Origin of the sequence: Pseudomonas sp. 44 R 15 (assembly GCF_900004965.1) — a bacterium.
GTDB classification, from domain to species: domain Bacteria; phylum Pseudomonadota; class Gammaproteobacteria; order Pseudomonadales; family Pseudomonadaceae; genus Aquipseudomonas; species Aquipseudomonas orientalis_A.
Window position 1 is genome coordinate 21,092 of sequence record NZ_CVTU01000056.1, and the last position, 26,868, is coordinate 47,959.

General features: G+C 59.5%; 18 protein-coding genes, 4 tRNA genes and 1 pseudogene. 12 read left to right on the plus strand and 11 right to left on the minus strand.

The features are described 5' to 3' along the window. Positions 1–114: 114 nt before the first annotated feature. The 7 genes from clpX to BFP93_RS06885 all read right to left on the minus strand — a co-directional run bounded on the left by clpX (position 115) and on the right by BFP93_RS06885 (position 4,432). Positions 115–1,398, minus strand: a complete 1,284-nt coding sequence (clpX, locus tag BFP93_RS06855) for an ATP-dependent Clp protease ATP-binding subunit ClpX (protein ID WP_017136464.1) — start codon at positions 1,396–1,398, stop codon at positions 115–117. A 112-nt stretch (positions 1,399–1,510) separates the two neighbouring features. Next, on the minus strand, positions 1,511–2,146 hold the full coding sequence (gene clpP, locus BFP93_RS06860) for an ATP-dependent Clp endopeptidase proteolytic subunit ClpP (protein WP_003174822.1): 636 nt from the start codon (positions 2,144–2,146) through the stop codon (positions 1,511–1,513). 91 nt (positions 2,147–2,237) lie between these two features. Continuing rightward, positions 2,238–3,548, minus strand: coding sequence for a trigger factor (gene tig, locus BFP93_RS06865; RefSeq protein WP_065892545.1), 1,311 nt, complete (start codon positions 3,546–3,548; stop codon positions 2,238–2,240). Between the two features lie 399 nt (positions 3,549–3,947). Beyond that, positions 3,948–4,023, minus strand: a tRNA-His gene (locus BFP93_RS06870). Between the two features lie 83 nt (positions 4,024–4,106). Then, positions 4,107–4,191: transfer RNA gene (locus BFP93_RS06875), tRNA-Leu, on the minus strand. A gap of 56 nt (positions 4,192–4,247) precedes the next feature. Then, a tRNA-His gene (locus tag BFP93_RS06880) sits at positions 4,248–4,323 on the minus strand. A gap of 32 nt (positions 4,324–4,355) precedes the next feature. Further along, positions 4,356–4,432, minus strand: a tRNA-Arg gene (locus tag BFP93_RS06885). A 274-nt stretch (positions 4,433–4,706) separates the two neighbouring features. Between BFP93_RS06885 and folD the strand changes: the two genes are divergently transcribed. From folD to pbpG, 3 genes are all read left to right on the plus strand, one after another. Next, positions 4,707–5,561: a bifunctional methylenetetrahydrofolate dehydrogenase/methenyltetrahydrofolate cyclohydrolase FolD gene (gene folD, locus BFP93_RS06890; protein ID WP_065892546.1), complete on the plus strand. Its 855-nt coding sequence runs from the start codon at positions 4,707–4,709 to the stop codon at positions 5,559–5,561. Positions 5,562–5,897: 336 nt separating this feature from the next. Next, on the plus strand, positions 5,898–8,060 hold the full coding sequence (locus BFP93_RS06895) for a hypothetical protein (protein WP_065892547.1): 2,163 nt from the start codon (positions 5,898–5,900) through the stop codon (positions 8,058–8,060). 283 nt (positions 8,061–8,343) lie between these two features. Beyond that, entirely contained in the window at positions 8,344–9,267 is a 924-nt protein-coding gene (gene pbpG, locus BFP93_RS06900; protein WP_065892548.1) for a D-alanyl-D-alanine endopeptidase, read from the plus strand. A 53-nt stretch (positions 9,268–9,320) separates the two neighbouring features. Here pbpG and BFP93_RS06905 read toward each other — a convergent pair whose 3' ends face one another. After that, positions 9,321–9,983 carry a peptidase C39 family protein gene (locus tag BFP93_RS06905; RefSeq protein ID WP_065892549.1) on the minus strand — a complete coding sequence of 221 codons (663 nt, stop codon included), beginning with the start codon at positions 9,981–9,983 and terminating at the stop codon, positions 9,321–9,323. Positions 9,984–10,194: 211 nt separating this feature from the next. Here BFP93_RS06905 and BFP93_RS28820 point away from each other — a divergent pair, with 211 nt between their 5' ends. Beyond that, positions 10,195–10,356, plus strand: a complete 162-nt coding sequence (locus BFP93_RS28820) for a hypothetical protein (RefSeq protein WP_176717553.1) — start codon at positions 10,195–10,197, stop codon at positions 10,354–10,356. Here BFP93_RS28820 and BFP93_RS06910 read toward each other — a convergent pair. After that, positions 10,353–10,763 (minus strand): PA0061/PA0062 family lipoprotein, encoded by a 411-nt coding sequence (locus BFP93_RS06910; RefSeq protein WP_065884855.1) that lies wholly within the window; start codon positions 10,761–10,763, stop codon positions 10,353–10,355. The genes BFP93_RS28820 and BFP93_RS06910 overlap by 4 nt on opposite strands. Before the next feature lie 204 nt (positions 10,764–10,967). Between BFP93_RS06910 and BFP93_RS06915 the strand changes: the two genes are divergently transcribed. From BFP93_RS06915 to BFP93_RS06930, 4 genes and pseudogenes are all read left to right on the plus strand, one after another. Then, entirely contained in the window at positions 10,968–14,189 is a 3,222-nt protein-coding gene (locus BFP93_RS06915) for an efflux RND transporter permease subunit (RefSeq protein ID WP_065892550.1), read from the plus strand. Beyond that, complete coding sequence (locus BFP93_RS06920; protein ID WP_065892551.1) at positions 14,179–15,348, plus strand: efflux RND transporter periplasmic adaptor subunit; 1,170 nt, start codon at positions 14,179–14,181, stop codon at positions 15,346–15,348. The genes BFP93_RS06915 and BFP93_RS06920 overlap by 11 nt, the downstream gene beginning before the upstream one ends. Further along, positions 15,332–16,765, plus strand: coding sequence for an efflux transporter outer membrane subunit (locus BFP93_RS06925; protein WP_065892552.1), 1,434 nt, complete (start codon positions 15,332–15,334; stop codon positions 16,763–16,765). Before BFP93_RS06920 ends, BFP93_RS06925 begins: the two co-directional genes overlap by 17 nt. Before the next feature lie 211 nt (positions 16,766–16,976). Then, positions 16,977–17,435 (plus strand): annotated as a pseudogene (locus BFP93_RS06930) (transposase). A 126-nt stretch (positions 17,436–17,561) separates the two neighbouring features. Here BFP93_RS06930 and BFP93_RS06935 read toward each other — a convergent pair. Beyond that, positions 17,562–18,845, minus strand: coding sequence for a Zn-dependent hydrolase (locus BFP93_RS06935; RefSeq protein ID WP_065892553.1), 1,284 nt, complete (start codon positions 18,843–18,845; stop codon positions 17,562–17,564). A gap of 97 nt (positions 18,846–18,942) precedes the next feature. After that, positions 18,943–20,430, minus strand: a complete 1,488-nt coding sequence (locus tag BFP93_RS06940; RefSeq protein WP_065892554.1) for an NCS1 family nucleobase:cation symporter-1 — start codon at positions 20,428–20,430, stop codon at positions 18,943–18,945. A 602-nt stretch (positions 20,431–21,032) separates the two neighbouring features. On the opposite strand from BFP93_RS06940, the gene hydA reads away from it, so the two are divergent. From hydA to BFP93_RS06960, 4 genes are all read left to right on the plus strand, one after another. Then, positions 21,033–22,472, plus strand: coding sequence for a dihydropyrimidinase (gene hydA, locus BFP93_RS06945; protein WP_065892555.1), 1,440 nt, complete (start codon positions 21,033–21,035; stop codon positions 22,470–22,472). A 207-nt stretch (positions 22,473–22,679) separates the two neighbouring features. Further along, the gene (locus BFP93_RS06950) at positions 22,680–24,047 is read left to right on the plus strand and encodes an NAD(P)-dependent oxidoreductase (protein WP_065892556.1); all 1,368 of its coding nucleotides are present in this window, start codon (positions 22,680–22,682) and stop codon (positions 24,045–24,047) included. Next, complete coding sequence (preA, locus tag BFP93_RS06955) at positions 24,047–25,321, plus strand: NAD-dependent dihydropyrimidine dehydrogenase subunit PreA (RefSeq protein WP_065892557.1); 1,275 nt, start codon at positions 24,047–24,049, stop codon at positions 25,319–25,321. Before BFP93_RS06950 ends, preA begins: the two co-directional genes overlap by 1 nt. 311 nt (positions 25,322–25,632) lie before the next feature. Then, entirely contained in the window at positions 25,633–26,808 is a 1,176-nt protein-coding gene (locus BFP93_RS06960; protein WP_065891770.1) for an integrase core domain-containing protein, read from the plus strand. Positions 26,809–26,868: the final 60 nt, after the last annotated feature.

Genomic DNA, 26,868 nt, shown 5'->3' on the forward strand with positions numbered 1-26,868 from the left:
CCAGCACTTAAACGCATGAATAAACGCGATTTAATCAGCCGTCACGCAAAAACACCCCAAAAAAACAAGGGGCCCCAAAAAGGCCCCTTGCTTGTACCGCCACTGCAAAGACGCTTATGCGTCAGGTGCAGCCTTGGCAGCCGGCTCACTGTTTTCATAGATATACAGTGGCTTGGACTTGCCTTCGATAACGCTTTCGTCGATCACCACTTTACTCACCTCGGACTGCGAGGGGATTTCGTACATGGTGTCGAGCAACACGCCTTCGAGGATCGAGCGCAGACCACGTGCACCGGTCTTGCGCTCCAGTGCGCGCTTGGCCACTGATTTGAGCGCGTCGGTACGGAACTCGAGGTCCACACCTTCCATCTCGAACAGCTTGGCGTACTGCTTGGTCAGGGCGTTTTTCGGCTCGGTGAGGATCTGAATCAACGCCGCCTCATCCAGCTCGTCCAGCGTCGCCAGAACCGGCAGACGGCCGACGAATTCCGGGATCAGACCGAACTTGACCAGATCGTCAGGTTCGACTTCACGCAGGGACTCGCCCACCTTCTTGCCTTCTTCCTTGCTGCGCACTTCCGCGCCGAAACCGATACCGCCCCGGGTGGAGCGCTGCTGGATGACCTTTTCCAACCCGGAAAACGCACCGCCACAGATAAACAGGATGTTACGCGTATCGACCTGCAGGAATTCCTGCTGCGGATGCTTGCGGCCGCCCTGGGGCGGTACCGAAGCGACCGTGCCTTCGATCAGCTTCAACAGGGCCTGCTGCACGCCTTCACCGGAAACATCCCGAGTGATCGACGGATTGTCCGACTTGCGCGAAATCTTGTCGATTTCGTCGATGTAGACAATACCCATCTGGGCCTTCTCTACGTCGTAGTCGCACTTCTGCAGCAGTTTCTGAATGATGTTCTCGACATCTTCGCCCACGTAGCCCGCCTCGGTGAGGGTGGTGGCGTCGGCGATGGTGAACGGAACGTTCAGCAGGCGAGCGAGGGTTTCCGCAAGCAGGGTCTTACCCGAGCCTGTGGGGCCGATCAGCAGGATATTACTCTTGCCGAGCTCGACTTCGTCGCCTTTCTTGTCACGCTGGTTCAGGCGCTTGTAGTGGTTGTACACCGCTACGGCCAGAACCTTTTTTGCACGCTCCTGACCAATCACATACTGGTCAAGGATGCCGCTGATTTCTTTAGGCGATGGGAGTTTGTGCGCACTGCTCTCGGCCTGGGCTTCCTGCACCTCCTCGCGGATGATGTCATTGCACAGGTCGACGCATTCGTCGCAGATAAACACCGAGGGGCCGGCAATCAATTTGCGTACTTCATGCTGGCTTTTGCCACAGAAGGAGCAATAAAGCAGCTTGCCGTTGTCCTCGCCGTTGCGGGTGTCAGTCATTCGTTCGATCCAAATCCGATAGGCTTGCAACACAAGATGAAGGCTTATGCGGGCTTTTTCAAGCCCGCCAGTGGTCGGGCATGCCGACCAGCCCTATTTTGAGCGGCTTATATTAAGCGGGGCGCTTTTCGATCACTGCGTCGATCAACCCGTATTCACGGGCAGCTTCAGCGCTCATGAAATTATCACGGTTGGTATCACGCTCGATTTCTTCAAGTGTGTGCCCGCTGTGCTTGGCCATCAGCGTATTGAGGCGCTCACGAATGAAGAGGATTTCCTTGGCATGGATTTCGATGTCCGATGCCTGGCCCTGGAAACCGCCCAGTGGCTGGTGAATCATCACGCGTGAGTTCGGCAGGCAGTAACGCTTGCCCTCGGCACCGGCGGTCAGCAGGAATGCACCCATGCTGCAGGCCTGGCCAATGCAGGTAGTCGATACGTTTGGCTTGATGAACTGCATGGTGTCGTAGATCGACATGCCCGCTGTCACCGAACCGCCCGGCGAGTTGATGTAGAGATGGATGTCCTTGTCCGGGTTTTCCGCTTCAAGGAACAGCAGCTGCGCACAGATCAGGTTGGCCATGTAGTCCTCTACCGGGCCAACCAGAAAGATCACTCGCTCCTTGAGCAGGCGCGAGTAGATGTCGTAGGCGCGTTCGCCACGAGCGGACTGCTCGACAACCATCGGGACCAGGCCGCCTGCGGCCTGGATATCAGAGTTCTGCTGAATATAGGAATTACGGAACATGCTCTGCAGTTACTCCCAAATAGTCATGTCTTGAAAACGCATAAGCCAGCGCGAGGCTGGCTTATGGTTGAATTTCCAACGAGTTGGACAATCAGTCGGCTTGTGCTGCTTCTGCCGGTTTGACTGCTTCTTCGTAAGAGACCGCTTTATCGGTCACCTTAGCCTTCTGCAGAACAGTATCCACAACTTGTTCTTCAAGCACAACCGAACGTACTTCGTTCAGTTGCTGGTCGTTCTTGTAGTACCAAGCCACAACCTGCTCAGGCTCCTGGTAGGCCGAGGCCATTTCCTGGATCATTTCGCGAACACGGTCTTCGTCCGGCTTGAGGTCGAACTGCTTGACCACTTCAGCCACGATCAGGCCCAGCACGACGCGGCGCTTGGCTTGCTCTTCGAACAGCTCGGCCGGCAGCTGGTCAGGCTTGATGTTGCCACCAAACTGCTGGACAGCTTGTACGCGCAGGCGATCCACTTCGTTGGACAGCAGGGCCTTTGGCACTTCGATCGGGTTGGCGGACAGCAGACCGTCCATGACCTGGTTCTTGACCTTGGACTTGATCGCCTGGCGCAGCTCGCGCTCCATGTTCTTGCGAACTTCGGTGCGGAAGCCTTCGATGCCGGTTTCCTTGATGCCGAATTGAGCGAAGAACTCTTCGTTCAGTTCCGGCAGCTTAGGCTCGGAAACGCTGTTGACGGTCACGGTGAACTCGGCGGCTTTGCCGGCCAGGTCCAGGTTCTGGTAGTCAGCAGGGAATTCCAGGTTCAGAACGCGCTCTTCACCGGCCTTGGCGCCGACCAGGCCGTCTTCGAAGCCCGGGATCATGCGGTTGGAGCCCAGCACCAGCTGGGTACCGGTGGCGGAACCGCCAGCGAACACTTCGCCGTCAACCTTGCCAACGAAATCGATGTTCAGTTGGTCTTCGTTCTGGGCGGCACGGTCGGCCACTTCGAAACGGGTGTTCTGCTTGCGCAGGATTTCCAGCATGTTGTCCAGGTCCGAATCAGCGACATCGGCGCTCAGGCGCTCGATTTCGATGCCTTCAAAACCGGCCACTTCAAACTCAGGGAACACTTCGAACGTCGCTACGTATTCCAGGTCCTTGCCAGCTTCCAGGGACTTGGGTTCGATCGACGGCGAGCCAGCCGGGTTCAGCTTCTGCTCGACAACGGCTTCGTAGAAGGAAGCCTGGATCACGTCACCTACCGCTTCCTGGCGCGCATCGGCACCAAAACGACGCTTGATTTCGCTCATCGGCACTTTGCCTGGACGGAAACCAGCGATCTTGGCCTTCTGGGCAGTCTGCTGCAGACGCTTGTTGACCGCAGTCTCGATACGCTCTGCCGGCACGGTGATGCTCATGCGGCGCTCGAGAGCAGTAGTATTTTCAACAGAAACTTGCATGGATATTCCTCGTTGCACAGACATTAGCCGGCCATTTCCGACCCCAATCAAGGGCATGCATTCTAGTGGGTCAAACTCAAGAAGTCACCCTACTGAAAATACACCTGGAAACAGCCAGCAATTTATCGGTACGAAGGCACTGAAGTACCTCGCCCCGGTGACAAATACAGCCAATTGCGCCAGGGCTCTGCGCCGCCCTTCTATATAGTGAGAAAGCAGCCATTCATCTCCCTGACGGTCCGCCCCGCGAACGGCGCGAACGGGCAACGCGGCATCATCGAGACACACAAATACGACGAAACGCGCTGCCGATGGAGCCCACTACCTGCGACCGCTGACATATCAAGCGGCCAAAACCAAAAAAGGCGCCAGACTGTTAAATCTGGCGCCTTTCGAATATGGGGTGGACGAAGGGGATCGAACCCTCGACAACGGGAGTCACAATCCCGTGCTCTACCAACTGAGCTACGCCCACCATATTGCATTAACAAAGAAACCAAACTACTTCTTTTTCTTTGTCCAACCTTGCCCGACCTGACAGCCGAGCAACGTTTTATTTGGTGCGGATGAAGAGACTCGAACTCTTACGCCTCGCGGCGCTGGAACCTAAATCCAGTGTGTCTACCAATTCCACCACATCCGCGCTTGAAGCTCTTAAAGCAAAGGCGCCAGACGGTTAATCTGGCGCCTTTCAAAATATGGGGTGGACGAAGGGGATCGAACCCTCGACAACGGGAGTCACAATCCCGTGCTCTACCAACTGAGCTACGCCCACCATATAGCGCTACTTGTGCCAAAGCTGCCTAATGGCGCACCCGGCAGGACTCGAACCTGCGACCATCCGCTTAGAAGGCGGATGCTCTATCCAGCTGAGCTACGGGCGCCTGATTAATCTGTACTCTTGGAGGATTACAAACTAAGTGTTTCCAGCCTTGCAGGACAACAATTCTGCTCGACTTTCTAACCAGTGCTAGGCTGTGCCCGACAAGTGCGACGAATAGTATAGAGCGGCCTGAAACCCGTCAAATCTTTTTTGAAAAAAACTGATTTTATTTAAGGGGTTAGGCCAATTTGCAGACCAAGCGCCTTTGCCCTCGCGCCCTGGCGTGCGAGAATGCGCGCACTTTTCTTCCCCCTCTCGATGGTTAATCACGCGTAATGACTGCACAACTTATCGACGGCAAATCAATCGCCGCCAGCCTGCGCCAGCAGATCGCCAAACGCGTCACCGAGCGTCGCCAGCAAGGCCTGCGCACGCCTGGCCTCGCGGTGATCCTGGTCGGCAGCGATCCTGCCTCTCAGGTTTATGTCTCGCACAAGCGTAAAGACTGCGAAGAGGTGGGCTTTATCTCCAAAGCCTACGACTTGCCTTCGGACACCACTCAACAGGCCCTCACTGACCTGATTGACAGCCTCAACGATGACCCGAACATGGACGGCATCCTGCTCCAGTTGCCGCTGCCCGAGCACCTGGACGCCTCCCAACTGCTGGAACGCATCCGCCCGGACAAAGACGTCGATGGTTTCCACCCCTATAACGTCGGTCGCCTGGCCCAGCGCATCCCGCTGCTGCGCCCCTGCACGCCCAAGGGGATCATGACGTTGCTGGAAAGCACCGGGGTCGATCTCTATGGCCTCGACGCCGTCGTGGTTGGCGCCTCGAACATCGTCGGTCGCCCGATGGCCATGGAACTGTTGCTGGCCGGCTGCACCGTGACCGTCACCCACCGCTTCACCAAGGATTTGGCCGGCCACGTTGGCCGCGCCGACCTGGTGGTGGTCGCCGCCGGCAAGCCGGGCCTGGTCAAAGGTGAATGGATCAAGGAAGGCGCCATCGTCATTGACGTGGGCATCAACCGCCAGGACGACGGCAAGCTGGTCGGCGACGTGGTCTACGACACCGCCCTGCCCCGCGCCGGCTGGATCACCCCGGTTCCAGGCGGCGTAGGCCCGATGACCCGGGCGTGCCTGCTGGAGAACACGCTGTATGCGGCGGAAACGCTCCACGGCTAATAACCACGCGTACTGAAAAAGCCCTGCCTTAGCGCGGGGCTTTTTATTTCTTGAGAAAAAATTTCTCAGCTCAAAGGCCGTAGCCGGTCAAAATTTCCGCCGATGATCGCCCTCCTAATCGAAATCGGCCTGGAACCGGCCTCTCATACAGCGAAAAGCCCTGCACTGCATTTTATATGCACCAACGCATATTAAATGCATTTTCAGCTTGAATTTACGTCAGGAACAGCAATACTGTATGCATAACCAGCCACGTTAAACAGCAGTGCCGGCTGGCAGCGACGCCCACGATTTCACCATGGGGGCGACTTCTTCCACAGCAATGGAGTGATAAATGTGGAAAATGCTACCAATGAAAAAGTTATAAACCTTGTTGCCAACAGATACGTTCGGCAATTCAACGCAGTCAAAGATATCTTCGAAGCCATCGGCGAGACGGCCGGCGAGCAAGCCCTTCTGAATTCATACCACCTGGACCACCGAAGTGGCGGCGGGCACTTGGTATGGGCTCCCGAAGTGCTGAAGTCCGCCCATGATGGTTTTCGGGTTTTCAGCCCCACAGTCCCCACGGCGTCTCTTTCAATCGCGCAGGCTTCCATCCTCAGCTATATGAATGGAAGCGGTGAGACGGACACTGGAGGGGTCGGCTGTTGGCTGCGATTGATAGATGACGCTGTCGCAATGGAATACGGCGGTGTGACTGAAGGCACTGACTGCGGATTGCTTGCTCAGAGAATCATGGACGCTTGCGTTCCCAGTGGCACATCAGTTATTTGCTCTGCACCGTTAACAGTCGGATCACCACTGACAATCCCCCAGTATCGAACCACCCCTGCGGTACAGCTCGACTTTAATCGTTCAAGGGTTCATATCCGGCACTTGATATGCACTCAGATGTCTGGCGTCGCAGTGTCTGTTGGAAGTTCTGCCGCGAGGTTTGCCGTGGACTGGATGCAAGGTCCTGGCTTCAGCGGTTTTCCACTTGTTGGGATACAGATCTCGGGCATGGGGGGCAATGTCATCGAGGTCGGGCAGATAGGCGGCTTTCAGAATAATGTCGAGTTCAATAGCTCCTATTCTCACGTTGTGAATATAGGTTGGTGCGACAATGCAATACGCGGCATAGTTTTTATAAATAGCAACGCAAACAAAGTAAACGGCGGTCATATTGGCGGTAGATATAGTTCCGGACTCCCTCCTGTCGGGGCAACGGACCCAACAACGTGTGAAGTCGGTGTCTATATTGATCCCACGAGCGCGAACAATATAATTTCATCGACTATTGAATACTGCAGACGCTCCGAGACTTCAATAGGGCTTCGCGACAGCGGCTTTGCGACTGTTTATAGAGGCTACATCGAGTCTTGCACCGGTTGGAATATTTATGCTGACGGAAAGGATGGTGTATTCGATGTGCTCGCTGGTGGCACAACAATTAGAAGCGACGGCGCAGGTTTTCACGCAGGGAGCGGAAATACCATAAATCTTGCGACACAGGTCGATTACTACAACGAAACGCCAAAAGGGGACAACGCCACCCTGACCTTCTTGACGCCACAGGCTCTAGCGTCCGTTGGCACTGGAAAAATCAACGGCCCAAATGGCATGCAGACCATCAGTCGAAACCGTCAATCCGCAGAAAATCTCTTGGTCGACAGTTCCAACCTCATATCCGAGCGTTGGGGCAAGGGAGCCGAAAATGGCGCAAGCTGGTCGGGTATTACCACACTGTCCACCGTGGCGATGCCTGAATCCGGCTACGAAACATCAACCCAAATCATATTTCCTGCCTTGCCTGCTGACGGTGCTATATATACAGCATCGCAGAGCCCGCTCCTTATGATTAATGGTCCCATAAGCTTTGGTTGTTTCGTACTTTGCGTATCGGGTGATGTGGATATAATGATGCGCGTTGTAAGCGGAACTGGCAGCGTGCAGCATCGACATGTTTCAAGGCTTAAGCCTTCCGAGAACTTCCAGAAGATCGGCAGCGAGTTGACGCATACGGCCGACACAGACGCTAACTCCACTTTCCAAATTAGTTTTCGGAGCGCGACCGGCGGAACAATTTACGTTACGAACTGTTATTTCCAGAACCGCGTTGGAGTTAAATTTCCACCGGTTAATGGCAAGGTACGCAGGAACGTACTGTCAGGGGAGGATGTCGGGGGAAATACCTTTTATAACGGAGCGACGATCAACGGTATAATCCGCACAGACTACCGAGTTATTTCCGGGCCGTTCAGCTTGGATACTGGAACGATGACCTATTCGACTGAGGTTATTACAGGCGAGGGCTATAACGTCTTACTTGGTACTGGCCAAGATGGCGAAGAAATCACCTTCAAAAGGGATGCCTCCAGCGGACTAGTAGGAATTATTCCAATCGGCGTCACGATAGAGAACTCGCTGACGCCTATTCCGTTATCCACCCCATGGCAGTCTTTACGGTTGAAATACGTGATGACAGCGACCTTCACAGGCTGGATAAGGATTTGACACATGAGGAGCGGCCCCAGTGAATCTGGGGCTTTCTTGCCTACACAGACCTCATGGGCGCAAAAGGCAATCAATAGGTGGTGACAGGCACGCGGCACCTCATCGCTCGCCCTAGCCTTTAAAGCCAAAAAATCGGAGAATTAGATCCGACCAATCATCGGCTTACAGCCTTTATTTAAAGGCCTCTATCGCTTTCTCGTCCATACATCCTAAAATGTAACGGTATTTAACAAAAACCCGTTTCCCAAACGGTATTTCCTTACTTTTTAGCGAGTTCATCCGCGTGAAAATTCGTCTTTCTCTTGTCAGCCTGTTTTTTGCTTTCACAGGCACCTTCGCCCACGCCGCCGAATCCACCCTGGCCCCGCGTGACGCCTCCAAACTGCAAATTGCTTCCGGAAGCGCCATGCTGGTGGATTTGCAGACCAACAAAGTGATCTATGCCAGCAACCCCGACGTGGTGGTGCCCATCGCGTCCGTGAGCAAGCTGATGACCGGCCTGATCGTGCTGGAAGCCAAGCAGAACATGGATGAATACATCGATATCAACATCACCGACACGCCGGAGATGAAAGGGGTGTTCTCGCGCGTGAAGATCGGCAGCCAGATGCCGCGCAAGGAGATGCTGCTGATCGCACTGATGTCCTCGGAAAACCGCGCCGCCGCGAGCCTGGCCCACCATTATCCGGGCGGCTACGCGGCGTTTATTGCGGCGATGAACGCCAAGGCCAAGGCGCTGGGCATGACCAGCACCCATTATGTGGAGCCTACAGGCTTGTCGATCCATAACGTGTCGACCGCCCGCGACCTGAGCAAATTGCTGGCCTATGCGCGCAAATTCCCGATGTTGAGCCAGTTGAGCACCACCAAGGAAAAGACCGTGGCGTTCCGCAAGCCCAACTACACCCTGGGTTTCTCCAACACCGATCACCTGATCAATCGTGCCAACTGGGACATCAAGCTGACCAAGACCGGCTTTACCAATCAGGCCGGGCACTGCCTGGTGCTGGTCACGAGCATGGGTAACCGCCCGGTGTCGCTGGTGATCCTGGATGCTTTTGGCAAGTTCACCCACTTTGCCGATGCCAGCCGTATTCGCAGCTGGGTCGAGACCGGCAAGGGCGGCGCGGTGCCGGATGTGGCGTTGCGCTACAAGGCTGACAAGAATCTGAAGAACCGTGCGGGTGTGACGGAAGTGCGTCGCTAGTCAACTGACAGCACCGATCAAATGTGGGAGGGGGCAAGCCCCCTCCCACATTTTTATCTGCGTTCCGCCAGGACCTTGAGCGCCTGGGCCGCCGCCCCTTCCTGCCCGGCCTGGGCCGTAGCGTTCGCCGCCTCCCGCCAACGCTGCGCGTCCACATTCGCCGGCAACTGGCTCGGACGCTGGGTCAGGATCGCCCAATGACCCGCGCTCTTCCACGCCGACTCGAAGTCACCAAAGCTCATCATCAATCGCCGCTCCATGCCGGAACGCAACAGCACCGTGCTTTTCTGCTGATTGAACCCCACCACCACGACGTAACGCGGGCCGGACCAGAAGCTGGAGTTGATGCGCGCCATTACCGGATAACCGGCCGCCACCTGCGCCAGCACTGCGGTCAGCCCGGCATCCAGCGGATACACCATCAGCCCGTACTCACGCGCCAGCTTTGGCATGTTGCGCTCAAGGTCCGCCTCGGCGCCCGGCAGGTGCAGTGGCTTATCGAGCAGCCCCGGTGTCATGACAATGCCTTGTTGCGACAGCATGCTGGCCAGTGCCGCAGGACCGCTCTGATAAGCCTCGCTGCGAAAAGTGGGGACGCCATTGAGCTCAACCCGCTCCGGCAGGCCGGGAAGTTTCGACGGCTGGCTGGAACAGGCCATCAGCCCCAGGGCACAGGCCAGCAGGATGGATGTTTTGAGGTTCGACCGTAAGCGCAATGTTTGACTCTCTTGATCAACTGCCGGTGAGGGCCCCGATCATAGGACGCTCTTGGGCAAGGGTATAGCCTCACGTGTCGATAAACCGCCCGCCATAGAGCAAACAAGTTGGACGGACACGACCATTGGTCAATAGCAGGCAACCGCCGGGTAGCTAGACTGTCCATTGAGAAGACTGTGTGTACCCCGGACGGGGTGAAGGGAGGCCTGAATGAGCCTTGCAACGACGATTTTCCTGTTGATCTGCGGTTGGCTGGCGGTGGCCGCCGCCATGTTGTGGGGGGTCATGCGCGTGACCCGCCGGCACAATCACCCCCACGTCAAACCCGCCGCGCCCGCCAAGCCGAGCAAGGCGACGGTGCATCACGCCTAGCCGGGCATGCAATTGAAGTCCTGGGTGGCGGCGACCTCCTTGCCGTGGCCATCCTTGAGCGCTGCGCGCACGGTAGTCCCCAGGCTCGATTCCTCCAGGGTGTAATGCTCACCCGCCTTGAAATGCTTGTACTCGACCCGGCCCTGGCAGTCCTGCTGGTTATCGTCGCCGGGCTCCTCCTCAAACAACGTCACGTCCAGGCGATGGTCCCCGGGGCTCACTTCGAAGTAGCGCCCGTCATCGACGCGCTTGCCATCGAGACGCTCGGCCAACAAGTCATTGGGTGCCTCTTCTTTCAAGCCGATCCAGGCTTGGCTCGGGTCGGCCTTGGGTATCGGGCCGGCACACGCCGACAACAGTACGACAGCCGCAAGGGTGGGAATCAACAACAGTGTTTTCGGTGACATGGCAGGGCTCCAAAGCGCATCAGTAAAAAGCGTATCCGATGGCTGACAAGCTTGAAGAGCCGCCGTTTGTAGAACAAATGAATACAAATGAAACGATCTTCAGCCGTTACCTAAATGTTCCTTCACCTGGCTGAAAGGTGCGTGTTAGGTGGGTCGGGCAAGACTGCCGGGGTTTGCAATCCTGCTCTTCTCGGAGACTCACGCATGCTCGGGCTGGTAAAGACCGCACTGCACAAGCCGTACACGTTTATCGTGCTGGCCATATTCATCTGCATCATCGGGCCCATGGCGGCCCTGCGTACGCCCACCGATGTGTTCCCCGATATCGGTATCCCCGTGGTCGCCGTGGTCTGGCAATACAACGGCCTGTCGCCGGACGCCATGGCCGGGCGGGTGATCTACACCTACGAACGCTCCCTGAGCACCACCGTCAACGACATCGAACATATCGAATCGCAATCCCTGCCAGGCATGGGCATCGTCAAGATCTTCTTCCAGCCCGGCGTGGATATCCGCACCGCCAACGCCCAGGTCACGGCGGTATCACAGACGGTGCTCAAGCAGATGCCACCGGGTATCACGCCGCCGCTGATCCTCAACTACAGCGCCTCCACGGTGCCGATCCTGCAAATGGCGTTCTCCAGCCCGAGCCTGTCGGAGGCGAGAATCCGCGACCTGGTGCAGAACAACATCCGCCTGCCGCTGAGCGCCCTGCCCGGCCTGGCGATGCCCACTCCGATGGGCGGCAAGCAGCGCCAGATCACCCTGGACCTCGATCCCCAGGCCCTGGCGGCCAAGGGTTTGTCGGCCCAGGACGTGGGCAATGCCCTGGCATTGCAGAACCAGATCATCCCGGTGGGCACCGCCAAGCTTGGCCCCAACGAATACACGATCCTGCTGAACAACAGCCCCAAGGCCATCGATGAGCTCAATGACTTGCCGATCAAGAACGTCGACGGCGCGATCATCACCATCGGCCAAGTGGCCCACGTACGGGACGGCTCGCCCCCGCAGACCAATATCGTGCGCGTCGACGGCCACCGTGCGGTGCTGATGCCGGCCTTGAAGAACGGCAGCATCTCGACGCTCTCGATCATCGACGGCATCCGCCAGATGCTGCCGCGCATCAACGAAACCCTGCCGCCGTCGCTGAAGACCTCACTGCTGGGCGACGCCTCGGTGTTCGTCAAGCAGTCGGTGGGCAGCGTGGCCCAGGAAGGCATCATCGCCGCCCTGCTGACCAGCGCGATGATCCTGCTGTTTCTCGGCAGCTGGCGCTCGACCCTGATCATTGCCGCATCCATCCCCCTGGCGGTGCTGTCGGCCATCGCGCTGCTGGCGGTCAGCGGGCAAACCCTCAATGTGATGACCCTCGGCGGCCTGGCCCTGGCGGTGGGCATTCTGGTGGACGACGCCACGGTGACCATCGAAAACATCAACTGGCACCTGGAACAAGGCAAGGCGGTGAAAACGGCGATCCTCGACGGCGCCGCACAAATCGTCGGCCCGGCGTTCGTCTCGCTGCTGTGCATCTGCATCGTGTTCGTGCCGATGTTCCTGCTGCAGGGCATCGCCGGGTATCTGTTCCGGCCGATGGCGCTGGCGGTGATCTTTGCCATGGCCAGTTCGTTCATTCTCTCGCGCACCCTGGTGCCGACGCTGGCGATGTTTCTGCTCAAGCCCCACGCACCGGAGCAAGGCCTGGGGCATCATCCGGAAGACCCATTCATCAACCACCACGAGGGCGAACAGCACCGCAAGCCGCGCCATGCCGCGCTGCAAGCCGTGCTGAATTTCCAGCAAGGGTTCGAGCGGCATTTCTCGAATATCCGCGACACCTACCACGGCCTGCTGATGCTCGCACTCGGCGCGCGCAAGCGCTTTATCGTCGGGTTCCTCGCCTGTGTGCTGGCCTCGTTCGTGCTGCTGCCGAGCCTGGGCCAGGATTTTTTTCCGGCGACCGATGCCGGCGCACTGGCGCTGCATGTGCGCCTGCCGCTGGGTACGCGCATCGAGGAAAGCGCCGCCGCGTTCGACCGCATCGAAGCGCGGATTCGCGAGGTGATCCCGGCGCAAGCGCTGGACATGATCGTCGACAACATCGGCATCCCGCTCAGCGGCATCGACATGGCCTACAGCAACAGCGGCACCATCGGCCCGCAGGACGGCGATATCCAGGTCACGCTGAAAAAGGACCACGCGCCCACCGCCGATTACGTGAAAAAACTGCGTGAGGCCCTGCCGCAAAGCTTCCCCGGCAGCCACTTTGCGTTCCTGCCGGCGGACATCAGCAGCCAGATCCTCAACTTCGGCACGCCGGCACCACTGGACGTGAAGATTTCCGGACGCAACGATGCCGAAAACCGCGCCTATGCCGTGGAACTCGAACGGCGCCTGCAACACGTCCCGGGCATCGCTGACCTGCGTATCCAGCAGTCCACCGGTTACCCGTCGCTGCAGGTGAATGTCGACCGCCTGCGCGCCAATGGCCTGGGCATCACCGAAAAAGACGTGACCAACAGCATGGTCGCCTCCCTTGCCGGCAGCTCCCAGGTGGCGCCCACGTTCTGGCTGAATCCGGCCAATGGCGTGTCCTATTCGATCGTGGCCGCGACGCCGCAATACCGTCTCGACAGCCTGCCTTCGCTGGAGGCCCTGCCGGTGACCGGTGCCGATGGCCAGTCCCAGATCCTCGGCGGCGTGGCGACTATTTCGCGGGTACAAAGCCCGGCGGTGGTGACGCACTACAACATCGAACCCACCCTGGACCTGTACGCCAACGTGCAGGGCCGCGACCTCGGTGGCGTCGCCCGGGATGTGCAAAAAGTCCTCGATGACACCGCGTCCATGCGCCCCAAAGGCGCGACGATCAGCCTGCACGGGCAGATCGATGCGCTGCACGAGGCGTTCAGCGGCTTGAGCTTCGGCCTGCTCGGCGCCGTGGTGTTGATCTACCTGCTGATCGTGGTCAACTTCCAATCCTGGGCCGACCCCTTCGTGATCATCACCGCGTTGCCCGCAGCATTGGCGGGGATCGTGTGGATGCTGTTCCTCAGCGGCACCTCGCTATCGGTGCCCGCGCTGACCGGCGCGATTCTGTGCATGGGCGTGGCCACCGCCAACTCGATCCTGGTGGTGAGTTTCTGCCGTGAACGCCTGGCCGAACATGGCGATGCCTTGAAAGCTGCGATGGAAGCCGGTTACACGCGCTTTCGCCCGGTGTGCATGACCGCCCTGGCGATGATCATCGGCATGCTGCCCCTGGCGCTGTCCGAGGAACAGAACGCGCCGCTGGGCCGCGCCGTGATCGGTGGGTTGATCTTCGCCACCGTCGCCACCTTGTTGTTTGTTCCCGTGGTCTTCAGCCTGGTCCACGGTCGTCACCCTACTCGCGCAATTGCTGGAGAAACGTCCCATGTCGTCTGATCAAAAACCCTCGCGCAAGCGTCTGATGCTCATGGGTATCGGCGGCCTGACCCTGGCCGCCCTGTTGGTCGCCAACGGCTTGCACGCCCGCACGCTGCATGAACAAGCGGTGACCGCCTGGACTGAAACCGCGGCCATCCCCCAGGTGAGGGTGTTCCAGCCCAAACAGAATGCCAGCGGCGACACCCTGCGCTTGCCGGCGCACCTGGAGGCCTGGAGCAAGGCGCCGATCCATGCCCGGGTCAGCGGCTATTTGAAGGACTGGAAGGTCGATATCGGTAGCCAGGTCAAGGCCGGGCAAATCCTCGCGCAGATCGACAGCCCGGACCTTGACCAGCAACTGGCGCAAACCCACGCCCACCTGGTCCAGGAACAGGCCAATGCACGCCTGGCCGCCACCACTGCAACGCGTTGGCAAAACCTGCTGGCCAGCCACTCCGTGTCGCGCCAGGAAGCCGATGAGAAAACCTCGGATGCCGCCGCCGCCAAAGCCAACGCCCAGGCGGCCGCCGCCGACTATGCGCGGCTGTGCGCACTGGAAAGCTACAAGACCCTGCGTGCGCCCTTCGCCGGCACCATCACCGCGCGCAATACCGACATCGGCCAGTTGATCAAGGCCGACACCGACAGCGATCCGGAACTGTTCAGCCTTGCCGACACCCACCAGCTACGCCTGTACGTGCCGGTGCCACAGAACTACGCAGCGGTGATCCACCCAGGCCTGGAAGCCGAGCTGACGGTGCCCGAACATCCGGGCGAGCACTTCAAGGCGCGCCTGATCGGCGACTCCACGGCCATCGACCGACGCTCCGGCACCCTGCTCGCGCAGTTCGTCGTCGACAACCCTAACGGTGAACTGCTGCCCGGCGACTATGCCGAAGCGACCTTGCCGATTCCGGCGGACACCCATGGCGTGAGCATCCCCGCCAGCGCGCTGATCTTCCGCGCCCAGGGCACCCAGGTCGCGGTGCTGGACCGGCACAACCATGTGCACCTGCAAGTCATTCATATCGGCCTGGACCTGGGCGAACGGCTGGTGATCGACCAGGGCCTGAAACCCGCCGACCGCATCATCGACAACCCACCCGATGCCCTGCGCGAAGGCGACACGGTACAACTGGCCGACGCCACCGGGGGTGCCCATGCGCCCAAGGCTTAACCCGTTAGCGGCACTGATGCTGCTGGCCTTGCAAGGCTGCTCCATGGCACCCGTCTACCACGTGCCGTCGGTTGACCTGCCGGCCGGTTACCGCGAACAGACCAGCGACGGCCCGTGGCACAGCGCGCAGCCGTCCGACACCTTGGCGCCGCAATGGTGGAAGCTGTACAAGGACCCAACGCTCGATGCGCTGCAACAGCAACTGCTCACGGCCAACCCCGACCTGGCCGCGGCGCTGGGGCATTTCGATGCGTCCCAGGCGTATGCCAGTCAACTGCATGCAGGGCTGTTTCCACAGCTCACCGCCAGCGCCCAGCCGTTGCGCCAGCGCCAATCGGATTCGAGGCCTTTGCGCGGCACGACGCAACCGTCGGTATACAACAGCGACACCGCCGGATTCTCGTTGAGTTACGAGCTGGACCTGTGGGGCAAAATCCGCAACCAGGTCGCGGCCGGCGACGCCCAGGCGCAAGCATCCGGCGATGACTTGGCCGTGGCGCGCCTGAGCCTGCAACGGCAACTGGCAACGCTGTATGTGCAACTCAACGGGCTGGATGCGCAGAGCCGGATTCTCACCCACTCCCTGGAGGATTTCAGCCAGGCGCTGCAACTCACCCGTAGCCGTTATGAGGGGCAGATCGCCTCGGAACTGGACCTTACCCGTGCGCAAAATCAACTGGCCGAGGCCAGGGCGCAGCTGGATGAAGTGCGTGGGCAGCGCAACCTCACCGAGCACGCCATCGGCGAATTGGTCGGCGTCGCGGCCAGTAACTTTTCACTGCCAGCCAGCCCGCAGTTAATGGCCTTGCCAGGGATTCCAGCGCAACTGCCCAGCCACCTGCTGCAACGTCGCCCGGATATTGCGGCGGCGGAACGGCGAGTGTTTGCAGCCAATGCCTCTATCGGCGTGGCCAAGGCGGCGTGGTATCCGGACTTCAGTCTGACCGGGTTGATTGGCGGCCAGACGCAGGGCGTGGGCAATCTGCTTTCAGCGGGCAATCGTTATTGGGCACTGGGGCCGTTGATGAACCTGCCCATCCTTGATGGCGGACGCTTGAGCGCCAACGAACGCCAGGCCAGGGCCGAATTTGAAGAAGCATCGGCGCAGTACCGCAGCCAGGTGTTGAAAGCCGTGCGTGAGGTGGAAGACAACCTCGCACAACTGCGCGACTTGCAGCAGCAGGCCCAGGACGAACAGGCGGCGGCGGATGCAGCGCAGCACACCCAGGCGCTGGCGATGAACAGCTATGAGGCGGGAGCCGTGAGTTATCTGGATGTGGTCACCGCGCAGACAGCGGCCTTGCAGGCGCAGCGAACCTTGCAGGCGGTGCAGACACGGCAGTTGCAGGCGAGTGTGGGGTTGGTGACGGCGTTGGGGGGTGGGTGGCAAGCTGGAAGCGAGGGGCAGACGCACTGACGGCGGCGCCTGTTACGGCCTCATCGGGAGCAAGCCCCCTCCCACACTGGTTCCGTGCCAGACACACAATGTATGAACACTGCAGGCCCCCTGTGGGAGGGGGCTTGCTCCCGATAGCGCCCTTCCAGACACATCCTGCCAAAAGCCTGCACATCACATTCAGCCCACCCCTCCTAGCCTCTCAGAGTCCACTTAGCAGAGAGGCCAGGGAATGCCTGATCTACCCGCTTCACATCGCCTGCGCATCGGCCGAATCAGCGAACCGAATCGCATCTACTTGATTACCACCAATACCCATGAACGCATTCGCCTGTTCAGCGACTTTCACCTCGGACGCTTGGTGGTCCGGCAATTTCGAATCGCTCAGCACCAAGGGCTGGCGAACTCCCTGGCATGGGTCATCATGCCCGACCATTTCCACTGGATCCTCGAGCTGAAAAAAGGCTCGCTGGCAGACCTGATGTGCCAGGTAAAATCCAGAAGCACACGAACCGTCAACGGCGCCACCGGACGCAAGGGCCGGCTATGACAGGAAAGCTTCCACGACCGGGCGCTGCGCAAAGAAGATGACCTGGTGAAAATGGCCCGCTATGTAGTGGCCAATCCATTGCGAGCGGGGTTGGTCGAGCGGATCGGGGACTATCCTTTGTGGGATGCAATTTGGGTCTAGTACCTATCGGGACTATCTGACACAACACAGTTAACTGTGGGAGGGGGCTTGCTCCCGATAACGGTGTATCAGTAGCAGATTTATTGACTGACCCACCGCCATCGGGAGCAAGCCCCCTCCCACATTTCAAGCCGCAAGCTTGCCGCTGGCGATGGCTACCGAAGCCGCCACCATGGCCCTCAACAACACCGCACACCCCGCCGCCAAATCATCCGGCGCGGCATTCTCGATTTCGTTATGGCTGATACCCCCCTCACACGGCACAAAGATCATTCCCGCCGGGCCCAGCTCGGCGACGAAAATCGCGTCGTGCCCTGCCCCGCTGACAATGTCCATGTGCGACAACCCCAAGCCATTGGCCGCGTCGCGCACGGCGTCTACACAGCCTTGGTCGAAGAACAGCGGCGGGAAGTCGGCGGTAGGTTCCAGTTCAAAGCTCAATCCATGTTTGTCGCAGGTTGCATCGATCACCTGGCGCACCTGGGCAATCATCGAATCCAGGCGTGCCGGCTCCAGGTGACGAAAATCCAGGGTCATGCGCACTTCGCCGGGAATCACATTGCGCGAACCGGGATACGCCTGCAGGCAACCCACGGTCCCGCAGGCATGCGGCTGGTGTTCCAGTGCTGCGGCGTTGACGGCGGCCACCACCGCTGCCGCGCCTACCAGAGCATCCTTGCGCAGGTGCATCGGCGTCGGCCCCGCGTGTGCTTCAACGCCCCGCAACTTCAGGTCGAACCACTTCTGCCCGAGGGCTCCGAGTACCACGCCGATGGTTTTTTTCTCATCTTCGAGAATCGGCCCTTGTTCGATATGCGCTTCGAAATAAGCACCGACTTTGTGCCCGCTCTCGGCACGCGTGCCCGCATAGCCGATGGCGTTCAGCGCATCGCCAACCGAAATGCCGTCCACATCCACCTTGGCCAGGGTGTCGGCCAGGCTGAACTTCTCGGCGAACACCCCGGAGCCCATCATGCACGGTGGAAAGCGCGAGCCTTCTTCGTTGGTCCACACCACCACTTCCAGCGGCGCCTCGGTTTCGAGCTTGAGGTCGTTGAGGGTGCGCAGCACTTCCACACCGGCCAACACGCCGAAGCAACCGTCGAACTTGCCGCCGGTGGGCTGGGTGTCGATATGGCTGCCGGTCATCACTGGCGGCAGGTCGGGGTTGCGCCCCGGACGCCGGGCGAAAATATTGCCGATGCCGTCGACAGACACGGTACAACCGGCCTCCTCGCACCATTGCACGAACAGGTCGCGGGCCTTGCGGTCGAGGTCGGTGAGGGCCAGGCGGCACACCCCGCCCTTGGGGGTGGCGCCGAGCTTGGCCAGGTCCATCAGCGACTGCCACAAACGGTCGCGGTTGATGTGCTGATGGGTCGATTGCAGAACGTCGAGGGCAGCGTTCATGGGGGGATCTCCTCAGGCTTGAATTGACACGATTCCAACAGTGAAAACTGGTCAAAATGTGGGAGGGGCTTGCCCCCTCCCACATTTTTGACCGTGTTCACATAGATGATTTGGCTACGACTGGAGTGATCGCGCGTCTGGCGTTCAGCGCGTAATACAGCACCCCGCCCAACGCCGAACCGGTAAACCAGCCGTAGCTGTAGAACCAGCTGAACGCATCGCTGCCCAGGGACAGCAAGGTCAGCACCACCGGTACGCCGAATGCGATAAACCCGCTCCAGTTCCAGGCCGGGTACACGTCGTCCCGGTAGAGTCCCGCCAGGTCCAGCTGCTGTCTGCGGGTGATGAAGTAGTCCACCACCATGATCCCGGCGATCGGTCCCAGCAGGCTGGAGTAACCGAGCAACCAGTTGGAATACACCGTCTCCAGGCTGACATCGGACACGATCAGTCCGAGTTTTTTCAGCAGCTCATGGGCCATCAGCGCCAACCCCACCAGACCGGTCAGAATCACCGCCGTGGTGCGGTTGATCAGCTTGGGCGCGATGTTCTGAAAGTCGTTGGTCGGCGAAACGATGTTCGCCGCCGTGTTGGTCGACAAGGTGGCGATGATGATCAACGCCATGGCGACGGCGACCCACACCGGGCTCTGGATATGCCCGATCAGGGTGACCGGGTCGGACACGCTGACGCCCACCAGTTTTACCGAAGCGGCGGTCATGATCACGCCCAGGGCGGCGAACAGGAACATGGTCAGCGGCAGGCCGAAAATCTGCCCGAGGATCTGGTCCTTCTGGCTTTTGGCATAGCGGCTGAAGTCAGGGATATTCAGCGACAACGTGGCCCAGAATCCCACCATTGCGGTGAGGCCGGCCATGAAATAACCGGTGAGACTCGCCCCTTCGGGACGCTTGGGCGGGATCGCCATCAGTTCACTGATCGACACATTCGGCATCGCCCACACCAACAAGCCAATGCCCACGGCAACCAGCAACGGCGCCGACAGGGTTTCCAGGCGCTTGATCGACTCGGCGCCACGCAACACTACCCACAGATTCAGGCACCAGAAAATCATGAACCCGATCACCTCGCCGGTGCCGCCGAGGGACTTCCAGCCCTCGAAAATCGAGCCGAGAAACAGATGAATCGCCAGCCCGCCGAACATCGTCTGGATGCCAAACCAGCCGCACGCCACCAGCGCACGGATCAGGCACGGCACATTGGAGCCCAGGATGCCGAACGATGAGCGCAACAGCACCGGAAAGGGAATGCCGTACTTCGTACCCGGAAATGCGTTAAGCGTCAGTGGGATGAGAACCACAATGTTGGCCAGCAAAATCGCCATCAGCGCTTCGCCCACCGACAAGCCGAAGTACGCGGTGAGCACACCGCCCAGGGTGTAGGTGGGCACACAGATCGACATGCCGACCCACAGCGCGGTGATATGCCACTTGTTCCAGGTGCGTTCGTGCACCTTGGTCGGTGCCATGTCGTGGTTGTAGCGCGGGCTGTCGAGGACGTCGGGGCCGGCGTCGAGTTCGTACAGGCCGTTGCGTTCGGTGACTTGCGATCTGTTCTGTTGCATGGCCGCTCCACGGTTTTTTTAAAATTATTGTTGCTCACCTGCACGGTTAAGGCAGGTGGCCGGAGTACCTCGTAGACAACATGACATCTCAGGCCCGGCCAGCCGCCACTGCACTCAATTACCGTGCCGACAACTGCTTCGCGACCCACACTGCATATATAACTGGCTGATGTTTATCAGCTTTATCCGATTGCCCGAGGGCATCTTCGGAACTTGCCGTGCGACTCAGGCGCCACAACAGGAAAGTTATCCGAACCTTCAGGACTCAATCTGGTGCAACACAATTATTTTTATTTACCGGCCTCGTCAAGCGCTGTCTCTCAAGCGGCTGATTTGCAATAAGAAATGTTGCTCAAATCAGCAACCTGTCAAGTGCGTCAAAATGGTAACTGGTTGCTTCATTTTGGTGATTTTTTATTTTTATCTATACAAATCAAATAGTTAAATCACACAAAAGACGAATAAAAATATTCTTGCCCAATCGAAAAACTCGGGCTAGTTTCTATTCCTGTCACCGATGACAGGAATTAACCCGCCGTCGGCGAACGGTATTACAACACTTAGAACTGGCACAAGCCGGTCAAGCCTGTGAGGAACTCGACATGTCGCTGTTGATCCGTGGCGCCACCGTTATTACCCATGATGAAAGTTACCGCGCCGATGTGTTTTGCGCAGACGGTCTGATACGTGCGATCGGCACGGACCTGGATATTCCCGCCGGCGCTGCAACACTCGATGGCAGCGGCCAATACTTGATGCCCGGCGGCATCGATCCCCATACCCATATGCAACTGCCGTTCATGGGCACTGTGGCCAGTGAAGACTTTTTCAGTGGCACGGCGGCGGGCCTGGCGGGCGGGACCACCTCGATCATCGACTTCGTGATTCCCAACCCGCAGCAGTCCTTGATGGAGGCGTTCCACCAATGGCGCGGCTGGGCCGAGAAGTCGGCGTCCGACTACGGCTTTCATGTGGCGATCACCTGGTGGAGCGACCAGGTACGCGAGGAGATGGCCGAACTGGTCAGCCACCACGGCATCAACAGCTTCAAGCATTTCATGGCCTACAAGAACGCGATCATGGCGGCGGACGACACCCTGGTGGCCAGTTTCGAGCGCTGCCTCGAACTGGGCGCGGTGCCCACGGTCCATGCGGAAAACGGCGAGCTGGTCTACCACCTGCAACGCAAATTGATGGCCCAGGGCATCACCGGGCCGGAAGCGCATCCGCTGTCGCGCCCTTCCCAGGTGGAAGGCGAAGCGGCCAGCCGGGCGATCCGCATTGCCGAGACCCTCGGCACGCCGCTGTACCTGGTGCACGTCTCCACCCAGGAAGCACTGGACGAAATCACCTATGCGCGGGGCAAGGGCCAGGCGGTCTACGGCGAAGTGCTCGCCGGCCATTTGTTGCTGGACGACAGCGTCTATCAGCATCCCGACTGGCAGACCGCCGCCGGCTACGTGATGAGCCCGCCGTTCCGTCCGCGCGGGCATCAGGAGGCACTCTGGCGCGGTCTGCAATCGGGCAACCTGCACACCACCGCCACCGACCACTGCTGCTTCTGCGCCGAACAAAAGGCCGTCGGGCGTGACGACTTCAGCAAGATCCCCAACGGCACCGCCGGCATCGAAGACCGCATGGCGCTGCTGTGGCACGAGGGCGTCAACACCGGGCGCCTGTCGATGCAGGAATTCGTCGCACTGACGTCCACCAACACCGCGAAGATCTTCAACCTCTACCCGCGCAAAGGCGCGATCCGCGTGGGCGCCGATGCCGACCTGGTGCTGTGGGACCCGCAGGGCACGCGCACGATTTCCGCCAAGACCCATCATCAGCAAGTCGACTTCAACATCTTCGAAGGCAAGACCGTGCGCGGCGTGCCGAGCCACACCATCAGCCAGGGCAAACTGGTCTGGGCCGATGGCGACCTGCGCGCCGAGCGGGGTGCCGGGCGGTATGTGGAACGGCCGGCGTATCCGTCGGTGTTTGAACAGCTGAGCAAGCGGGCAGCGCTGTCCAAGCCAGTGGCTGTGAACCGCTGAAACCGCCATCGGGGGCAAGCCCCCTCCCACATTGATCGTTGATCGTTCCCACGCTCTGCGTGGGAATGCAGCCAGGGACGCTCCGCGTCCCAAGAGCGGACGCAGAGCGTCCAACGAGGCATTCCCACGCCGAGCGTGGGAACGATCGTCCAAGGCAACAAAAATGCCCACTTAGAGGCAATCCAAAAAAACCGTGAGGCCACTACCGTGATCCAGACACTGACCCACCTCCCCCACCCCCGCGAAGACGGGGCCACCCTCGCCAGTCAGTTCACCGATCTGGCGCCGCCCCTCAACGCCCGCCAGGCCCGACTGGAAGCCTCGCGCTGTCTGTATTGCTACGACGCACCGTGCGTGAACGCGTGCCCCAGCGACATTGATATCCCCTCGTTCATCCGCCATATCCACACCGAAAACGTGCAAGGCGCCGCGCAGAAAATCCTCTCGGCCAACATCCTGGGCGGCAGTTGCGCGCGCGTCTGCCCCACGGAGATCCTCTGCCAGCAAGCCTGCGTGCGCAATAACGCCGAAGAATGCGCCCCGGTGCTGATCGGCCTGCTGCAACGCTACGCGGTGGACAACGCCCATTTCAGCGAACACCCTTTCCAACGCGCCGCGCCCACCGGTAAACGTATCGCCGTAGTCGGCGCAGGGCCTGCCGGTCTGGCCTGCGCCCACCGGTCCGCCTTGCAGGGACATGATGTGGTGATCTTCGAAGCCCGGGAAAAAGCCGGCGGCCTGAATGAATACGGCATCGCCAAGTACAAGCTGGTGGACGACTTCGCCCAGAAGGAATTGGATTTCCTCCTGCAAATCGGCGGCATCGAGCTGCGTCACGGCCAGCGCCTGGGCGACAACCTCACCTTGAGCGAGCTGCACACGCAATTTGATGCGGTGTTCCTCGGCCTCGGCCTGGCGGCCAGCAAACACCTGGGCCTGCCCCACGAGGACGCCCCCGGCCTGCTCGCCGCCACCGACTACATCCGCGAACTGCGCCAAGCCGACGACCTCACTCAACTGCCGTTGGCCGACCGCTGCATCGTGCTTGGCGCCGGCAACACCGCCATCGACATGGCCGTGCAAATGGCGCGCCTCGGCGCCCGCGACGTCAACCTCGTGTACCGCCGTGGTGTCGCCGACATGGGCGCGACCCAGCATGAACAGGACATTGCCAAGGCCAATCAGGTACGCCTGTTGACCTGGGCCCAGCCCGAAGAGGTCTTGCTTGACGACGAGGGCCGAGTCCGCGGCATGCGCTTTGCCCGCACACACATGGAGAACGGTCGCCTGCAGCCCACCGGCGAAACGTTCGAACTGGCCGCCGACGCGATCTTCAAGGCCATCGGCCAAGGCTTTGACAACGCAGCGCTGCACGACCCACTGGCCCGGCAGCTGCATCGCGTAGGCGAACGCATCTTTGTCGACGAACACCTGCGCACCAGCATTCCCGGGGTCTATGCCGGCGGTGATTGCGTCAGCCTCGGCCAGGACCTCACCGTGCAGGCGGTGCAACACGGCAAGCTGGCCGCCGAGGCCATCCATGCCCAACTCATGCTCAATGTGGAGGCCGCGTAATGGCCGATCTGTCGATTGTATTCGCCGGTATCAAAGCCCCCAACCCGTTCTGGCTGGCCTCTGCTCCCCCCACCGACAAAGCCTACAACGTGGTGCGCGCGTTCGAGGCCGGCTGGGGCGGCGTGGTGTGGAAAACCCTGGGTGAAGACCCGGCGGCGGTCAACGTGTCGTCGCGCTATTCGGCCCACTACGGGGCCAATCGCGAAGTGCTGGGTATCAATAATATCGAGCTGATCACCGACCGTTCCCTGGAGATCAACCTGCGCGAAATCACCCAGGTCAAAAAGGACTGGCCGGACCGCGCGCTGATCGTGTCGCTGATGGTGCCTTGTGTCGAGCAATCCTGGAAAAACATCCTGCCGCTGGTAGAAGCCACCGGTTGCGACGGCATCGAGCTGAATTTCGGCTGCCCCCATGGCATGCCCGAACGCGGCATGGGCGCGGCGGTCGGCCAGGTGCCGGAGTATGTGGAACAGGTGACGCGCTGGTGCAAGACCTATTGCTCACTGCCGGTGATCGTCAAGCTCACGCCCAACATCACCGACATCCGCGTGGCCGCGCGCGCGGCGTATCGTGGCGGCGCCGATGCGGTGTCGCTGATCAACACCATCAACTCCATCACCAGCGTCGACCTCGAACGCATGGTCGCCCTGCCGGTGGTCGGCACGCAAAGCACCCATGGCGGCTATTGCGGCTCGGCGGTCAAACCGATTGCCTTGAACATGGTCGCCGAAATCGCCCGCGACCCGCAGACCCAGGGCCTGCCGATCTGCGGTATCGGCGGCATCGGTAACTGGCGTGACGCGGCGGAATTCGTCGCCCTGGGCTGCGGCGCGGTGCAGGTATGCACGGCGGCGATGCTGCATGGGTTTCGCATCGTGGAAGAAATGAAGGATGGCTTGTCGCGGTGGATGGACAGCCAGGGTTACACCAGCTTGCAGGAGTTTTCCGGGCGCGCGGTGGGCAATACCACCGATTGGAAATACCTGGATATCAACTACCAGGTGATTGCGAAGATTGACCAGCAAGCGTGCATTGGCTGCGGGCGTTGCCATATCGCCTGCGAGGACACTTCGCACCAGGCCATCGCCAGTTTGAAGCAGGCCGATGGTACGCATCAATATGAGGTGATTGATGACGAGTGCGTGGGCTGCAATCTGTGCCAGATCACCTGCCCGGTGGCCGACTGCATCGAGATGGTGCCGATCGACACGGGCAAGCCGTTTTTGAACTGGACCCAGGACCCGCGCAATCCTTATCGGGAGGCGGTGTAGGCCTGTAGACCGCCATCGGGGGCAAGCCCCCTCCCACACTTGATCGGGTTCACATAGATCCAATGTGGGAGGGGGCTTGCCCCCGATGGCGGCCTCTGGGCCGACCAGGATGTTGGATTGGACCGAGTACATATCCGTTTCTGCGGTAACGACTGCTAACGGTTCCGCTTTTACAGCGGCTCACTTTTGAAAAGCGCAAAAGTAAGCAAAACGCTCTTGCCGGTATGACTCACCCACATGGGTTACAAATCAGTTCACGCACATAGGTAACAGTTTTTAACTGGCAGGGTCGATTTCGCGAGGATCTGACCATGCCCTGGAGAGAGCTGAAACCTATGGACCTCAAAGTGATGTTCATCGCCGAGTATTTGTCTGAAAAGCACAGCTTTAGCCAGCTGTGCCAGGACTATCAGATCAGCCGCAAGACTGGTTACAAATGGGTCGAGCGCTACCAACTGGAGGGACCCAGTGGGCTCGACGAACGTAGTCGCCGCCGGCACAACCAAACCTATGTGGTGCCGGTGGTTGTGAGGCAGGCGATTATTGAGCTTCGTTCGGCCGGTGAAACGATCCCAGGTCCTAAAAAGATCCAGAACGATCTGATGAAACGTTTTCCTGGGCAGGATCCACCGTCGAAAACGACGATTTACAACATCCTTAAGGCCGCGGACTTGATCACGCCTCGATCGTCGCGTCAGCGTGTCGCGGTCTATCCCAAGCCTTTGCGTAAGGCAGAAACGCCTAATCAGCTCTTCAGCGCTGATTACAAGGGCCAATTTCTTACCGGAGCGGGCGTTTGGTGCTATCCGCTGACGATCATGGATCATGCCAGTCGCTTCCTGCTTGCCTGCGAGAGCATGGCCAATACCAATCTCAAGGAGACCCAGCAAACCTTCGAGCGCGTTTTTCGTGAGTATGGAATGCCTGAGCGCATCCGCACCGATAACGGCGTGCCGTTTGCGAGTACAGGGCGTGCGGGGCTGTCGCAATTGTCAATCTGGTGGTTACGCCTTGGGATTATCCCTGAGCGAATTGAGCCCGGTCGGCCAGACCAAAATGGGCGTCATGAACGCATGCACCGGACACTGAAAAGCACCTTTCCCCAACCGCCGGCAATTGCTTGGGAGGCTCAGCAAAAACACTTTGACCGATTTATGCAGCACTACAATTATGAGCGGGGACACGAGGCACTCGGTCAGAAAACCCCGGCCTCCTGCTACACACCCTCAACTCGGTCTTATCCGGAGAAGCTACCGGAAATGGTGTATGCGAGCCATGTTGAGTGTTACCTGGCAGATGGTAGCGGCATCATTAATCGAGCTGGTCTGCGGATATACGTGGGTAACCTGCTCAGGCATCAGAACATTGGAATGGAGCTGATCAAGGACGGGGTATGGAATGTGATCTTCGGTCCGGTGATACTAGGTCACGTCAATGCTAGGGATGCAAAGAACGGCTATGTTTCAATCAAAGTGTCACCTATGTGAATGCACTTTTTTGTAACCCATGTGGTTGTCCCGTACATGCCCCACCACTCGGCACCTCGC

What these genes read in the sequence shown, in the direction of transcription:
- clpX (WP_017136464.1), bottom strand. Translation starts at nt 1,398, where the DNA reads ATGACTGACACCCGCAACGGCGAGGACAACGGCAAGCTGCTTTATTGC.
- clpP (WP_003174822.1), bottom strand. Translation starts at nt 2,146, where the DNA reads ATGTTCCGTAATTCCTATATTCAGCAGAACTCTGATATCCAGGCCGCA.
- tig (WP_065892545.1), bottom strand. Translation starts at nt 3,548, where the DNA reads ATGCAAGTTTCTGTTGAAAATACTACTGCTCTCGAGCGCCGCATGAGC.
- folD (WP_065892546.1), top strand. Translation starts at nt 4,707, where the DNA reads ATGACTGCACAACTTATCGACGGCAAATCAATCGCCGCCAGCCTGCGC.
- BFP93_RS28820 (WP_176717553.1), top strand. Translation starts at nt 10,195, where the DNA reads ATGAGCCTTGCAACGACGATTTTCCTGTTGATCTGCGGTTGGCTGGCG.
- BFP93_RS06910 (WP_065884855.1), bottom strand. Translation starts at nt 10,763, where the DNA reads ATGTCACCGAAAACACTGTTGTTGATTCCCACCCTTGCGGCTGTCGTA.
- BFP93_RS06915 (WP_065892550.1), top strand. Translation starts at nt 10,968, where the DNA reads ATGCTCGGGCTGGTAAAGACCGCACTGCACAAGCCGTACACGTTTATC.
- BFP93_RS06920 (WP_065892551.1), top strand. Translation starts at nt 14,179, where the DNA reads ATGTCGTCTGATCAAAAACCCTCGCGCAAGCGTCTGATGCTCATGGGT.
- BFP93_RS06925 (WP_065892552.1), top strand. Translation starts at nt 15,332, where the DNA reads ATGCGCCCAAGGCTTAACCCGTTAGCGGCACTGATGCTGCTGGCCTTG.
- BFP93_RS06935 (WP_065892553.1), bottom strand. Translation starts at nt 18,845, where the DNA reads ATGAACGCTGCCCTCGACGTTCTGCAATCGACCCATCAGCACATCAAC.
- BFP93_RS06940 (WP_065892554.1), bottom strand. Translation starts at nt 20,430, where the DNA reads ATGCAACAGAACAGATCGCAAGTCACCGAACGCAACGGCCTGTACGAA.
- hydA (WP_065892555.1), top strand. Translation starts at nt 21,033, where the DNA reads ATGTCGCTGTTGATCCGTGGCGCCACCGTTATTACCCATGATGAAAGT.
- preA (WP_065892557.1), top strand. Translation starts at nt 24,047, where the DNA reads ATGGCCGATCTGTCGATTGTATTCGCCGGTATCAAAGCCCCCAACCCG.
- BFP93_RS06960 (WP_065891770.1), top strand. Translation starts at nt 25,633, where the DNA reads ATGCCCTGGAGAGAGCTGAAACCTATGGACCTCAAAGTGATGTTCATC.